At 42.8% G+C, this 14,938-nt stretch carries 12 protein-coding genes; 7 read left to right on the top strand and 5 right to left on the bottom strand.

The annotated features are described in order from the left end of the window. Nucleotides 1-26 precede the first annotated feature (26 nt). Complete coding sequence (locus tag J8Z28_RS14310) at nucleotides 27-1,880, top strand: TonB-dependent receptor domain-containing protein (protein WP_062566410.1); 1,854 nt, start codon at nucleotides 27-29, stop codon at nucleotides 1,878-1,880. 148 nt (nucleotides 1,881-2,028) lie between these two features. Here J8Z28_RS14310 and msrA read toward each other — a convergent pair whose 3' ends face one another. From msrA to J8Z28_RS14295, 3 genes are all read right to left on the bottom strand, one after another. Beyond that, nucleotides 2,029-2,562: a peptide-methionine (S)-S-oxide reductase MsrA gene (gene msrA / locus J8Z28_RS14305; RefSeq protein WP_054560929.1), complete on the bottom strand. Its 534-nt coding sequence runs from the start codon at nucleotides 2,560-2,562 to the stop codon at nucleotides 2,029-2,031. Between the two features lie 84 nt (nucleotides 2,563-2,646). Further along, the gene (locus J8Z28_RS14300; protein ID WP_062566409.1) at nucleotides 2,647-5,745 is read right to left on the bottom strand and encodes an efflux RND transporter permease subunit; all 3,099 of its coding nucleotides are present in this window, start codon (nucleotides 5,743-5,745) and stop codon (nucleotides 2,647-2,649) included. A 2-nt stretch (nucleotides 5,746-5,747) separates the two neighbouring features. Then, nucleotides 5,748-6,800 carry an efflux RND transporter periplasmic adaptor subunit gene (locus tag J8Z28_RS14295; protein WP_062566594.1) on the bottom strand — a complete coding sequence of 351 codons (1,053 nt, stop codon included), beginning with the start codon at nucleotides 6,798-6,800 and terminating at the stop codon, nucleotides 5,748-5,750. A gap of 241 nt (nucleotides 6,801-7,041) precedes the next feature. Here J8Z28_RS14295 and J8Z28_RS14290 point away from each other — a divergent pair, with 241 nt between their 5' ends. The 4 genes from J8Z28_RS14290 to J8Z28_RS14275 all read left to right on the top strand — a co-directional run bounded on the left by J8Z28_RS14290 (nucleotide 7,042) and on the right by J8Z28_RS14275 (nucleotide 10,398). Continuing rightward, entirely contained in the window at nucleotides 7,042-7,749 is a 708-nt protein-coding gene (locus tag J8Z28_RS14290) for a DUF2982 domain-containing protein (RefSeq protein ID WP_062566408.1), read from the top strand. 33 nt (nucleotides 7,750-7,782) lie between these two features. Further along, the gene (locus tag J8Z28_RS14285; RefSeq protein WP_062566407.1) at nucleotides 7,783-8,115 is read left to right on the top strand and encodes a hypothetical protein; all 333 of its coding nucleotides are present in this window, start codon (nucleotides 7,783-7,785) and stop codon (nucleotides 8,113-8,115) included. Between the two features lie 83 nt (nucleotides 8,116-8,198). Continuing rightward, nucleotides 8,199-9,875 (top strand): Lcl C-terminal domain-containing protein, encoded by a 1,677-nt coding sequence (locus tag J8Z28_RS14280; RefSeq protein ID WP_062566406.1) that lies wholly within the window; start codon nucleotides 8,199-8,201, stop codon nucleotides 9,873-9,875. A 1-nt stretch (nucleotide 9,876) separates the two neighbouring features. Then, complete coding sequence (locus J8Z28_RS14275; protein WP_062566405.1) at nucleotides 9,877-10,398, top strand: Lcl C-terminal domain-containing protein; 522 nt, start codon at nucleotides 9,877-9,879, stop codon at nucleotides 10,396-10,398. Here J8Z28_RS14275 and J8Z28_RS14270 read toward each other — a convergent pair. Then, entirely contained in the window at nucleotides 10,386-11,495 is a 1,110-nt protein-coding gene (locus J8Z28_RS14270; protein WP_062566404.1) for a tRNA nucleotidyltransferase/poly(A) polymerase-related protein, read from the bottom strand. The two genes, J8Z28_RS14275 and J8Z28_RS14270, sit on opposite strands and share 13 nt — an antisense overlap. Nucleotides 11,496-11,620: 125 nt before the next feature. On the opposite strand from J8Z28_RS14270, the gene J8Z28_RS14265 reads away from it, so the two are divergent. Then, nucleotides 11,621-12,538: an ExeA family protein gene (locus J8Z28_RS14265; RefSeq protein WP_062566403.1), complete on the top strand. Its 918-nt coding sequence runs from the start codon at nucleotides 11,621-11,623 to the stop codon at nucleotides 12,536-12,538. A 13-nt stretch (nucleotides 12,539-12,551) separates the two neighbouring features. Continuing rightward, entirely contained in the window at nucleotides 12,552-13,604 is a 1,053-nt protein-coding gene (locus tag J8Z28_RS14260) for a general secretion pathway protein GspB (protein WP_062566402.1), read from the top strand. 18 nt (nucleotides 13,605-13,622) lie between these two features. On the opposite strand, the gene J8Z28_RS14255 is transcribed toward J8Z28_RS14260, so the two are convergent. After that, nucleotides 13,623-14,831 carry a cyclic di-GMP phosphodiesterase gene (locus J8Z28_RS14255; protein ID WP_062566401.1) on the bottom strand — a complete coding sequence of 403 codons (1,209 nt, stop codon included), beginning with the start codon at nucleotides 14,829-14,831 and terminating at the stop codon, nucleotides 13,623-13,625. Nucleotides 14,832-14,938 lie beyond the last annotated feature (107 nt).

Raw genomic sequence — 14,938 nt, 5'->3', positions numbered from 1 at the left:
GCGGTGGGCACAGGCTAGGGGATATCATGCTAAATAAATCTGCGTTAGGCGTAGCGGTTGCTGCTGCGTTGTCTTTTTCTGTATCTGCTGACGAGCAATCGATCGAGCACATCACAGTTACTGCCAATAAATTCGAACAATCAATTAATGATGTATTAGCCAGCGTTACTGTCATTGACCGTGCTGATATTGAAGCAAGCTATGTTCGTGACTTACCAAGCTTACTGGCCACTCAAGCAGGCTTTCAAATTAATGCTAATGGTGGTTTTGGGCAAAGCTCAGGTGTGTCATTACGTGGTGCAAGTTCTCGTCATACGCTAATTTTAATTGATGGTGTACGCACCGGCTCTGCAACACTTGGCTATAAAAGTATTAGCAATATTCCTTTAAACAGTATTGAGCGTGTTGAAGTAATTAAAGGCTCACGTGCTGCTGTATATGGTTCTGATGCGCTAGCTGGTGTAATTAATATCATTACGCGTAAAGCACAAAATACGACCTTAGATGTTACTTTTGGCTCAGACTCTTACCAAGAGTACCAAGTAGCGACAGGTGGTCAGTTTGCGGGTGTTGATGTGGCCGTTAATGCCGGTTACGAAAAAACAGATGGATTTGATGTTCTGCAAGGCTTAGCGCCAGATGAAGACGGCTACGAGAACAAAAACCTTGGCTTTAACCTAGGTTATCAAAATGAGCAGTTAGGTGAGTTTTTAGCGCAAGCACAATACTCAGAAGGCGAAGCAAAATACGATAGCGCTTATAGCCCTGCAGACAGCACTGTAGAAAAAGGCGAGTTTGAAAACTACCAAGCTTCACTAGGTTGGAAAAAAGCTTTCGAAAAACACAGCCATGCCATTGATATTGCAATATCAAGTGATAGTTCAGATGACTCACGTATTGATTACACAGGCGCAACGGTGGTCGATAAGTTTGAAACTGAGCGTGAGCAAATTGATTACAATGGCCAATACTTTTTCAATCAAGCGCTGACTCTTAGTGGCGGTTTGAATTGGTATAAAGATGAAGTGAACACTAACTCAGGTACTTACTTAAAAGACAGCCGTGAAGTATTCGCTGCGTTTGTTGGCGCTTATTATGACGACGAACAAGTACTGGCAAACCTAACAGTTCGCCAAGATGATGATCAACAGTTTGGTGATGAAACAACTTACACCGCAGCTGTTGGCTATCACTTAAATGACATCGCTACATTCCGCGTAAGTCAAAGTACGGGTTTTAAATCTCCAACATTTAATGACCTATATTACCCAGGCTCAGGTAACCCAGAGTTAAACCCTGAAACATCAGATAACCAAGAGCTTGGCTTATCACTCAATGTGAATGATATCAGCCTTGATATTGCGATTTTCCGCAGCGAAATCGACAACAAAATCGCTTGGGCACCAAATGCATCAGGGCAGTGGATCCCAACCAATATAAACGAAGCTCGCCACGAAGGTGTTGAGTTTAGCTTTAAAAACCAGGTGTTTGGCTTTGATCACAGCTTTAACTTTACCTACCTTTCAGCGGAAGATACTGAGACAGGTCAGTCACTAACCTATGTGTCAAATCACAGTGTGAATTGGTCATTAAACAAAGCATGGGGTGATTTTGATGCCGGTATCGATATGCAATACCGTGGTGATCGTGATGGCAAGTTAACGCACTTACCTTCGTATACGTTATGGAATTTAGTTGGTCACTACCAAGCAACTGACAACTTAACTGTGTCACTACGTGTAGAAAACCTATTCGATAAAGAGTACAACGCCGTTGATGCCTATGGTACAGACCTAGATGGTGATTACATCAACGACGAATTTTATTACTACAACACGGCCGAGCGTCGCCTGTTTGTAGGTGCCCGCTATCAGTTCTAATAACCAATAAGGTCAGTTGAGCTGTTTACTTATAGCTAGTAATTGACATTAATTTGCCCGTTGATGTCATTAGTCTTAAGTTAAAACAAGCTCAGCGTTATTATTAGTTCTGCGTCTAAAAGCTCGCTACCTACTTAGCGGGCTTTTTTCATTTTAGTTTATCTGCGTAATACTGTTCGAACTTTGCAAGCTTAGGGGCAATCAGAATACTGCAATAACCTTGATTTGGGTTTTCATTGTAATAGTCTTGATGGTACTGCTCTGCAGGGTAAAAGTTTGTAAGCGGGCTAAGCTCGGTGACAATCGGCTCACGAATTTGCTTTTGTAAGGCATCAATCATGGCTTGAGATTCTGCTTTTTGCTTTTCATCATGATAGTAAATAACACTTCGATACTGGGTGCCGACATCATTACCTTGGCGGTTTAACTGTGTGGCATCGTGTAAAGTGAAGAACATTTCAAGTAGGGTGTTATAGCTTACAATACTGCTGTCAAAATCGAGCTGAACAACTTCAGCGTGACCCGTTAAGCCAGTACAAATTTGCTGATAACTTGGGTTTTCAATCTCACCGCCGGCATAGCCAGAGCTGACATTAAGCACGCCTTTTACGCGTCTAAATGCGGCATCAATACACCAAAAGCAGCCGCCGCCAAAAGTGGCTATTTGTATGTTGTTATCCATATTTCACTCCCTTACCGTTTTGCTGACTATAGCCGAAAAAACAAAACGCCGTAAAGACGGCGTTTTGTTAAAGCTCAAGCTTGTTTAAATTTCTTCTAACGGCTTGTCTTTTGCTTGTTGTTCTAACTTGCTCTGCAAGTACTCAGGCGACTGGGTATTTCGAGCAAGTGCGCTGTATGCTGCAGGTACTACGAATAAGGTCAGTAAGGTTGCAACAATAACACCTGTAAATACCACCACACCAATTACCATGCGACTTTCTGCACCTGGGCCACTTGCAAGTACTAGCGGTACCGAGCTCATTACTGTGGTCAATGAGGTCATAATAATTGGGCGTAAACGCTGCGTTGCCGCTTGGCTAATCGCTTCGTTAAACTCAACGCCTTTATCGCGCAGCTGATTTGCAAACTCAACAATCAAGATACCGTTTTTCGCACTCAAGCCTATCAGCATTACGATACCAATTTGGCTGTAAATATTTAGAGTAAGTCCGGTGTACCACAAGCCAAATAACGCACCCACTAAACCAAGTGGCACAGTAAGCATGATCACAAATGGGTGAATAAAGCTTTCAAACTGGGCTGCAAGTACTAAGAAGGTAACTGTCAGTGCCAGTATGAATACATAGGTCATCGCCGATGCACCTTCATAGAACAGCTGCGATTCACCCTTGTAGTCAATTGCACCGTCGATGTCGTTTTCTTCTGCTGCAACTTGATTTAAGAAGTTAAGCGCTTCTTCTAGGGTATAACCATCTGCTAAGTTCGCACTTAACGTAATTGCGCGCATACGGTTATAACGGTTTAAACGCGATGCAGTGGCTTCTTCTTTTAAGCTAATTAAGCTATCAAGCGGCACTAATTCGCCACTACGTGATTTTAAATAGATATTTGAGATATCAGTTGGGTTAGCAAAGTCTTCTTTGGTGCCTTTTAAAATCACATCGTATTCTTCACCGCGGTCGATAAAGGTCGTTACGCGGCGTTGCCCTAACATGGTTTCTAGCGTGCGACCCACATCCGATACAGAAACCCCTAAATCAGCGGCTTTGTTTTTATCAATGTTGATTAAAAACTGCGGGAATGTTTCTTTGTAATCGTGGTCAATTCTTACCAAGCCTGGGTTTTTCTCAGCACGCTTAATAATACGGTCTCGCCAATCGGCTAGCTGGTCGTAATCGTTACCTTGCAGTACAAATTCAATCGGACGAGATGAACCGCCGCCACCAATACCACGGCGCATAATGGCAAACGCACGCACATCAGTCACTTCAGTCATTTTACCGCTGATTTCGTCCATCACTTCCCAGGTTGAGCGCTTACGCTTATCCCAGTCGGCCATACCAATGATAGCAACACCACCTTGGCCGCCCCAGCCCGGAACACGAACAAGCACTCGGCTCAATTCACCAGACTCAGAGTAAGGCATTAAACGCTCTTCAATTTTAGCCATGTTTGCAGCGTTATTTTCATAACTTGCGCCCTCTGGGCCACTCATCATGATAAAGAAAGTACCGCGGTCTTCTTTTGGAGTAAGCTCTGAAGGCACTTTTTGAAACAGCATAAAGCTGGCAACACCGGCCAAAATCATAGTCAGTAGTAAGCTCCACTTACGGCCCATATTTGAAGCCAGAGAGTTACGATAGGCGTTTTCGATTTTGGCGAAGGTTCTATCCATCCACTGGCTAAATTTACTCTCTTTTTCTGAAGCTTTTAACACTTTAGAACAAAGCGCCGGAGAAAGCGTTAACGCCGTAATACTCGAGAAGAACACCGCGGCACTTACTGCCATCGCAAATTCGGTAAAGAGGGCACCAATACGGCCATCCATAAACACTAGTGGCACGAATACCGCAATCAATACGAGGGTAGTGGCAATAATCGCAAAGCCAACTTCACGGGCACCACGGAATGCAGCAAGCAGTGGCGGCTCACCCAACTCTATACGACGATGAATATTCTCAAGCATTACAATCGCATCATCTACCACTAAACCGATAGCAAGCACGAGTGCCAGAAGAGTTAACAAGTTGATTGAGTAACCCATAGCCAGCAAGAACATAAAGCTGCCTACTAACGCCACTGGTACGGTTACAGCAGGTACTAGGGTTGCGCGGATATTGCCTAAAAATAGGTAAATAACCAAGACAACTAGCGCCATTGAAATCCCAAGGGTTCTATAAACTTCATCAATAGACTCTTTGATGAAAATAGATGAGTCATAGCTGTCTTGAATGGTGGTGCCTTCTGGCAGGTTACGCTTAATTTTTTCAAGCTCTGCGCGGGCATTATCAACCACGGTTAGGGTATTGGCTTTGGCTTGTTTTACAATACCCAAACCAATCATATTACGGCCATTGCCACGGAATAAGCTTTCGTCGTCAGCAGCTTCTAAGTGAACATCAGCCACTTCACCTAAACGTACTAAATAGCCATCATCGCCACGTTTGATTACTAGGTTTCGAAAGTCTCGCTGATCTTTATAACTACGCGCGGTACGTACTGTAAAATCACGGTCGATAGATTCGATTTCACCGGCAGGTAATTCAACGTTTTCAGTGCGTAAGGTGTTTTCAATATCGCTACTGGTAATACCGCGTGCTGCCATCGCTTTACGGTTTAACCAGATTTTCATTGCGTATTTACGCTCGCCACCAACGCGTACGTTAGAGACACCATCAACAACGGCTAATCGGTCAACAATAAAGCGCTGTGCGTAATCAGATAACTGCAATGAATCCATAGTGGTACTGTTTAGTACAAACCAGGCAATTGGGCTTTCATCACTATTTGACTTAGAGACCTCTGGTGGGCGAACTTGCTCCGGTAAGCTATCAAGGGCACGGGCTACACGTTCGCGTACATCGTTTGATGCGGCATCGATATCGCGGCTGATATTAAACTCAATGGTGATATTTGAGCGACCATTTCGGCTTGATGAGTTAATACTTTTAATGCCTTCGATACCCGAAATGCGGTTTTCGAGTACTTGGGTGATTTTCGTTTCAATAATCTCTGCGCTGGCACCTGTGTAATCAGTGCTAACGCTGACAATCGGTGTTTCAATATCTGGGTATTCGCGCAGTGGCAGCATAGAAAATGCCACTAAACCAAAGGTAAGTAACAACAGGTTTATTACGATAGCAAAGACCGGGCGTTTAACACTAGTATCAGTAATTTTCATGTTTAGCCCTTGATACTTACTTTGCTGCCAGTACGGATTTTAATGATGCCTTCAGTCACGACTTGCTGACCATTTTCAAGGCCTTTATCAATAGCTACCCAGCCATTGTGACGACCCGCCACATGTACTTCGACTTTGTTAGCAACGCCACCTTCAATTTGGAACACGTAGTGTTTGTCTTGCTGAGGAATGACGGCTTTCTCTGGCACCATTAGCGCTTGGTTTGAGCTTAACTCTAGTGCGGTGTTTAACAGCATACCTGGGCGTAAAAGGCCTTTTTCATTGATAAAGCTTGCAGTCACTTCAACGCTACGAGTGACTGAATCGATACGCGAGCTAATATGCGTCACTTTACCGTTAAAGGTTCTATCTGGGTAAGCATCGTTTTGGGTCATCACTTTCATTCCTAGCTGTAACTGCGCTAGGTATTTTTCTGGTACTTTAAAGTCGACTTTAATGATGCTGATATCATCAAGGGTGGTGATGTTTGTAGTATTGCTAACATAAGTACCAATTGAAATTTCGCGCTTGCCAAGTAAGCCAGAAAACGGTGCTTTAATCGTCATTTCGGCAAGTTTTGTTTTAGCGCTTTCAAGTTGTGCTTCGGTTGCGTCTACGCGAGATAGCTGCTCTTCTAGTAACGATTTAGCCGTAGCCTGTGAGCGAGATAGCTCAGTAAGGCGTTCAAGTTGACGGCGTTCTTCACGTAAATTAATGCTTAACTCTTTTACTGCTAACTCTTCTTCTTGAGATTGCAATTGAACTAGCTTTTGACCTTTACTAACTAAGTCGCCATCATTGAAAAAGATATCGGTAACATAATCGTTTTGTGCACTGCGAATATAAATCGCTTGGTTAGCACGAGCACTACCAATTGCTTCTATTAGCACCGCATTTTCTTCGGCTGTAACAGTGTGTGCTGTCACCTGCGTTGCTCTGTCGCCAAAGTTGCTTTGCTCACCTTGGCTTGAAGGTAAATACAAATAAATACATAACCCTAGCAAAAGGGTAATAATAAAAGGAAAAAGTGCTTTACCAGATTGTGTAGAATACATCATCGTGTTACCAGAAAATTAGTTGAGTGTAGTGTACAAAATTAGTACGTGCCCCGTATGTCAGGTATCTCATAAATTTGTGCATTTGGCGTAAAAGTTAAAAGTTCGGCTAATTTGTTCCTTTATTGTGACTAAAAGAGAGGTTTTAGTATGGGTAAAGAGCCAAAATGTAATTATTGTTTAACGCTTAGAAAGATAGTTTTGGTCACAATTGTGATGTTTATTTTTTACTTTTCTGTTTATGGATAAGAAACCTCCTGCACTTAGAGTGCGCGCACAAGCATCCCGCCATGGCAGTGAGTTTTTAATTGTGGGCGGTATTGGGTTAATCATTATTATGCTAGTTAACCTATTGAGGCCCGGTGAAATTAGCATTGTTGAGATTTTTTTAGCCACAACCTGCATAGCGGCAATTTTTATTGGCTTTTTAAAAACTCAAGAACCATACTTTAGCCTAACATTTACTCAGAATTTACTTATTTATCATCACAAAGTTGGGAATTGGCAGCTAAATCATGCTAATTTTCATCATAGTGGTATACCAAAAGTGGAACAGGGCTTAGAATACCTTGAGTTAAATGCAGTTGGTATTAAACTCAATAACATAGATGAATTTTTAACACAGATTCACCCAAGAATTGCCGGACGATTACTAATAGAGCAGCGTCATCTATTTATGCAAGTTATTCAAAAACATTGCAAAAATGGTGATTGCCCATCAAAATGGTTAATAGAAGAGACGGACTACACTGCCCCAAGTGGTCAGCTTTACAAAGGATTGATTGCCATGTTTGCCAATCGTACGCAGCATTTAAGGCAGTTGACAGGATACGACTTATTATTGCCTGCCAATGTACTTGATGTTGATATTTGGCAATTTAGTGCTGATTTGAATCGTTGGAAACTGAATCCTAGTGAGTTTATAGAGACTCGCTTACTGAAAAAGTAAGCTATAGGTGGCAGTAAGTAGTAGGAAAAGGCTATGAGTCAAGAACGTTCTTTTATTAAAAGCGGTCGAAACACAATTATACATAAAGATAAAAAACTCGACTTAGTGATTGTGAATGGTGAGAACCACCCACGCATTAAAGTTACTCAAAATGGTTTAGAGCCGTTTAAAGAAGACCTGCCAAAAAACCGTCGTGAAGCCAAAGAGCGCTACTTAGAGATGGTGTATGTATCAAGCCCAGATGTATTTGCAGAAGAAAAGCGTTTGTTGTTTATCCAAGCCTTAGATGGCAGAGAGTACAAAGTTGATTACAGTAAAATAGGCACTAAGCTCTTCGTACGTATTCATCAAGAAAGTTATTTATAACCCCGACTCTGGCACTTTAATTGCTTGTTATTAGCTTATTTGGCAGTCGGCCATGACCGACTTTGCATTTTAAGGTGGTAAACATGAGATTAGTGCCTCTTACCCTAGTTGCATTAACGACATTAACAGCCTGTGGCGGCGGTGGCGGTTCGAGTGATTCGAATACAATCGCAGCAACAGTTAATGCAGGCTCAGATCAGCAAATTATTGAAAAAAGTGAATTTACTGTCTCTGCCCAAGGCTCACCAGCTGATGGCACCTTTACTTGGGAACGAGTCAGTGGCCCCGCACTAGAAGGGTTCCCTGCAGAGGGCGCTGAACAAACCATTACCGCGCCTGATATTAAACTCGACTCTGAACTTGTTTTAAAAGTGAATTATCAAACCGATGGGCAACTTGTTTCCGATCAAGTCAGTATTTTTATTACATCAAATAATCAACTGCCAGTTGCAGTGATCACGCAAACAGCTCCTGAAGAGTTACCATCACAATATAGTGATGTGATCACATTAAGTGGCGAAGAGTCTGCTGATATCGATGAAAATGGCTCAGTTGACAGTTACTTGTGGACTCAACTTGATGGCCCTGATTTAACGGCTGACAGCTACAACAATCAAACCATTAGCTTTACTCACCCACTACTTGAATCGAATACAGCGATGACATGGCGTTTAACTGTAACGGATGATGAAGGTGGCTCAGCAAGCACTGAGGCGTCGTTTACCTTAAACAAAACCGTTGAAGTTATTATTGCGGATGCAGGTGAAGATCAACAGATTATTGAATTTGATACTGTAACCCTTGATGCCAGCAATAGTGAAATTGTGACGGCAACAAAGTCATGTTTTTGGGAGCAATTAACAGGCGAAACTGTGACCTTGGCAAACCAGAACCAGTGTATCACGACGTTTGTAGCCCCTGATGTTGATACCGATTCAGAGCTGAGCTTTGAAGTTACCGTGACCGACAGTAAATCGCGAAGCGACACAGATACTGTGATTATCGATATTAGTCCAAAACCACTTGGTTTAATTAACGATACAGGCATGAGTGATTGCTATAACAACTCACAAAAAATTAATTGTGACAGCGAAGACTTCCCAAGCCAAGACGCCGATGTAGGTCGTGATAGTGTCGCAAACCAACTAGATAAAGTAGGTCAGGGCGACTTAGCGTTTGATTTTACTAAAATGAACGAATATGCCGACGAACTCCCAGATGATGCGACCAGCTTTAGTTGTGTTCGCGATAACGTCACGGGGCTTATTTGGGAAGTAAAAGAAGCCAGTTCAACATTACCACCGTCGACAGCCGATCGTGCAGCAACAAACCATTATACCTGGTATTTAAATGGTTCAAGTGGTGTGCAAACGGGTAGTGTGCAAGGGGCTGCGAGCTCTACTTGCCCAAGCACCAGTGACTGTGGCCTGCAAACTTACATTAATGATGTGAACAGCAACGATTTTTGCGGTGGTACAAATTGGCGTGTGCCAACTTACACCGAGTTATTAGGGTTATTAGATTATGCCAAGCAAGGTGAGTCTACGTTACTTAATAGTGATTTCTTCCCAAATCAACCAAGTGATATTCAGCTAAGCAGTGATAGCAGCTCATTTATGCCTTATTGGACTTCGCAAACAGCGGCAGATGGTACGAGTTTATCGCAAGCTTATATTATCGATATGAGTAGTGCTAATGACTTAGCATATCCAAAAAGTAATACCGCCTTTGTGCGCTTAGTTAGAACGCCGGGAGAGTAATATGCGAAAGTTACCTTTAATCACAGTAATTACCGGTATTGCTCTGCAATCGGGTTTTGCTGCTGCGCAAGTATGTTACAGCGCCGTCACAGAGACGACCCCTGATAGCCGTTTTGTAATAAACGAAGATGGTACAGTAAGTGATAGCGAAACGGGTCTTATGTGGCAACGTTGTACGTTTGGTCAAAGTTATGATAGTGACACGGATACTTGCGAGGGCACGAGCCAGCAACTTACTTGGGGCGAAGCTTTACGCGGGGCTGAAAATGCAACCTTTGCTGATTACAGCGATTGGCATGTACCAAATGTTAAAGAGTTAGCAAGTATTTTAGAGCATAGTTGTGTGCAGCCTAGCATTAACGAAAACGCATTTTTATCGACTAAGCTGCAAAACTACTGGAGTAGCACTTCAGGGATCAGTCGCACTGATCTAGCTTGGGTGTATCAATTTGATAAAGGCATCAACAGCCTTCACGCAAAAACGTCCGATGTTTATTTGCGTTTAGTGCGCTACGAAAAGTAGCCTTTAATAATCTCTAACCGCGCTTGCTCAAGCGCGGTTTTTATTTCTGCGCCTTTAATACCTTGTGCAATAAACTGTTGCGGGCTGACTGCTCGTGCTTGCGTGGCTGCATTTACTAAAGAGTCATAGCGGGTTACTGGCTGTTGTTGACTTATCTCTAACACCTTTAAAACTTGCTCAAAACGTTCAGGGCGACGCCATAAATCAAGTTGGTTAAAGCAAGCAAAAACGGCCTCGCTAGATGGTTTTTCTGCACTTAACGTTGTTTGATGTGTTTGGCTAAATAGCGCTAAATCGCGCACTTCATTAGGTAAGCGTATCTTGCTAGCCATCGCTTTTATCTCGTCGCTTGAAAGCGCTAAGGTAACTTGGCTAAATAACAACGCAGTGTCACTAACTTGCAGTTTATTCGCATAGGCAAAGCGAGCTTGTAAAGTACGGTAAAGCTCATCACACCATTTACTTTCAAGCTCAGGGCTAATTACATGCAGGCCGCCAATACTATCAAGTACATTTAAAAACTCGCTAAATGCGCCATCACTGAGGGATTTTTCGCATTCTAACCAAACGCGCTCAGCTGTGAGGGTGCTCAGTTCACCGGCTTTAACCATCTCGGTTAATAGTGACTGGGTTTCTGGGGCGATAGTAAAGCCTAGGTAATGATAACGAGCAGCAAAACGGGCTACTCGCAATATGCGCAAAGGGTCTTCACTAAAGGCATCGGAGACATGACGTAATACACGATTTTCAAGATCCTGCTGACCAGAAAATGGGTCGACTAAGCTGCCATCTTGGGCTTGAGCAATGGCATTTACGGTGAGATCTCGACGTATTAAGTCTTGCTCTAATGTGACATCAGGCGCGAAATCACAAATGAAGCCGGTATAACCTTGGCCTTGTTTTCGCTCGGTGCGCGCTAGCGCATATTCTTCTTTACTTTGTGGGTGTAAAAATACCGGAAAATCTTTACCAACTTGTTGATAGCCTTGGCTGATCAGTTGCTCAGGCGTTGCACCAACTACCACATAGTCGCGCTCTTTAACGTCACGACCAAGTAGGGCGTCTCTGACTGCGCCACCGACTAAATAAACCTGCATAAAACACCTATAATTTTGCCTTTTCGCTATTTTACGTTATTTAGCCAATAAAATGTAAACAAGGTTTTAAGTAGCGATGTTTTTTGCCATTATAGACCGTGATTTTAAACGCAAGGAATAACACGGTGTATTTAAGCTATTTTGGCTTGTCAGAAAAACCCTTTTCGATTGCCCCAAATCCTGAGTATTTATTTCTTAGTGAGCGCCATAAAGAGGCGTTAGCGCACCTTACCTATGGATTAGGTGAAGCGGGTGGCTTCGTTTTGTTAACAGGCGAAGTGGGTACAGGTAAAACAACACTAACAAGAAGTCTGCAAGAGCAGTTACCTGAAAACACCCAAGTGGCACAAATTCATAATCCGGCTTTGTCACAACTTGAACTGCTTGCCAGTATTTGTGATGAATTAAAGATTGAGTACGACTGTACTAATGCGACTCTGAAGACCCTTACTGATGTGATTAAAAAGCACCTTGAGGCAAACAATCAAGCGGGCGGTCACACCATCTTAATTATTGATGAAGCACAATTACTCGCACCTGATGTGCTAGAGCAGCTGCGCTTGTTAACCAATATCGAAACAGATCATAAAAAGCTGCTGCAAATTGTATTAGTAGGGCAACCTGAGCTTCAAGAACTACTAAAACGCACTGAATTAAGACAACTTGCCCAGCGTATTACTGCGCGTTATCACTTATTACCACTCACTGAAGGACAAGTGTTTGCCTATGTTAAGCACCGTTTATTTAAAGCGGGCACAGAGCAAGCATTGTTCTCAGGGGATGCGTTAAAAGCGATTTATCAGGTTACTCAAGGCGTACCAAGATTGATCAATTTATTATGTGAGCGCTGTTTAGTGGGGGCATTTTCACAGCAAAAATTGAGTATCGACAGCGAACTTGTGATGCGCTCAGCCGCAGAAGCACTGCCGCCAACCAGCACTCCTGTTGCTGTAGCAAATAAAGAGCCGAGTTATGTTTGGCTTTACCCAGTTTCATTTTTAGCCGTATTAGGAATGGGTATTGGTTTATCCTACCTAATATAACGAGTGTTCATTTATGTCATTATTACTAGATGCAATTAAACAATCAGATCAGCACGCACAAACTGCCGTTGATCATGACCAAGCCGCACTTGCGCTCAAACAACAGCAAGAATTAACACGGTATCGACGCTTAGCTTTTTCATTTGGGCTATTACTGGCGGCAATATTGACGCTTATGGCAGGATTTTCGATTGGTAAATGGTTACAGCAAACTAAACCTGCTGCTGAGCAGCCAAAGCTTGTTAATAACAGCAATGAAACCACAGAAAGCGTTGCCACTGAGGCTCAGGTAAGTCCTGAAACACAGCAACCCGCTAAGCAACAGCAAGTAGCGCAAAGCCAAACCCCGCAAGCGACCAATAACCCAGCCCAAGTAACAACGATGCAACAAGGGCAAGTGCAACAATCTGTACCACAACAAATGATGCAGCAGGTGCCAGTGCAAGGTCAGCAATATCAGTGGGTGCAAGTTCCGGTAAATTCAGCCCCTGTGTATGCAAATCAAGGTTATCAAGTACAACCTCAGTACCAGCAACAAGCTGTGTATCAAAATCAGCCAGTGTATCAATCACAGCCACAGTTTTCGCAGCCAATGCAACAAATCAATCCGCAGCAAATGAGCAGTAATGGCATTGATTTAAGTAAATACAAGGTGCTCGGCAAGCCACTTAATGGTCAGCCAACTCAACCAGCTTCTCAACCATCAACAAATGATGAGCTTAAAGATGTACCAGATACATTGAAAGATGCTTTTGCTAAAGCGGTTGAAGATGTTGATAACAAACACAGTGTTGATATTACCCGTAGCACTAAAAATACGTCTTATGCAGAGCCAATTGAGCTCTTGCCTGATGCATTACAAAGTCTCATTCCTACCATTAAATACCAAGCGCATATTTATGCTTCAGAAACATCGAAGCGCTGGATTAAGTTAAATGGTCGTGAGTTATACGAAGGCGATAACATCGGCGTGTTATCAGTCATTGAAATCACTCCAGAGCAGAGCTTATTAAGCTACGATGGCTATGAGTTTACTTTAAAAGCATTACAAGACTGGCCTGAGTAGCCAGCCTTTATTTTAGGGCTAAGGTAAAATAGCACTCTTAAAAAAGCGGATCAGGTCGATGTTAAAGTCTCTCGGCCTGACTGCTGATTCTAAGCTATCGTGGCAACGGCTGTTAGCCAAATCAATATCTTGCACTTCGGTATAGCGTGCATGTTTAGCGTTATAAAACACTTTAACTTGAGGTTTTAAAGGACTAGTAGGGTTACTGTGAGTGACCACACCTAATTTTTGGCTTTCAAGTTTCACTAAGGTGCCGACTGGGTGAACACCTATGCACTGAATAAACTTAGTGACTAGGTCTCCGTCAAAGCTATCTGGGCAGCCATCTTTAAGTATCTTAAACGCCTTAATTGGCTCCATGCCTGCTTTGTAAACCCGCTCAGCGGTCAATGCATCATACACATCAACAATCGAAGCCATACGTACATATAAGCTTATCTCGTCACCACTTTTACCAAACGGGTAGCCACTGCCATCTAAACGTTCGTGATGGAAGCCAGCTATATCTACAGCAATCCCGCTCAAGCCTGCTTGCTCTAAAATTTCTTTACTGAAACGAGCATGGTCTTGAATTACTTGGTACTCTTCGTCGGTTAATTTGCCAGGCTTATTGAGTATCTCATCGGGAATATTGATCTTGCCAATATCGTGAAGTAAAGCACCGGTCGCAAGCTCTTCAATAATGGCTTTTTCAATACCTAAGTGCTTAGCAAAAATACTCATCAAAATTGATACATTGATAGAATGCTCAAGTAGGTAAGCATCTTTTTCACGCATACGAGTGATACAGGCAAGCGCATCTTGGTTACGAAAAACCGAATCAATAAAGCCACTTGCGAGTTCTTTAAAAGGGGCTATATCAATTTTGTTGCCATCGCGGATATCGTCAAAGGCTTTGCTTTGTAATGACCTTGCTTCGTTATATAAGCTGTTTGCTTTGCCCATTTCTGCCGACACACTGTGAGTGGTGTGCCAAGGATCGAATGCGGTCGTCTCGCCAACAGGTTGCGGATTATGTTGCTGCTCAACCACTTTATTCTCACTGTCTAAGGTCAGTGTTTTGTCTGGGTCGATAGCTATTTCTAATATGCCAGCCTTGATCAGCTTATCTATACTTCCCTGTGTTTTTACCCAACCTTGGTTTTTTATACGGATCTTGCCTGTTTGTTTTGTCACACTTTGGACAAACATGCCGGGCTTTAGTTGATTGATAGGGAGTGTTTTCAAAGCCTTTACTTCTAGTCGAATACATTACTATAAAACTAGCAGAAAATTTGTAGCTCGGTAAACAAGAATAGTAAAAAGGTATCTGTAAAATCAAAAGCCCCCGCAAA

The sequence above is a fragment of the Pseudoalteromonas sp. SCSIO 43088 genome (assembly GCF_023650795.1).
Taxonomy (GTDB): domain Bacteria; phylum Pseudomonadota; class Gammaproteobacteria; order Enterobacterales; family Alteromonadaceae; genus Pseudoalteromonas; species Pseudoalteromonas shioyasakiensis.
The sequence above is the reverse complement of the archived record's forward strand: the minus strand, read 5'-3'. Positions and strand labels throughout refer to the sequence as shown.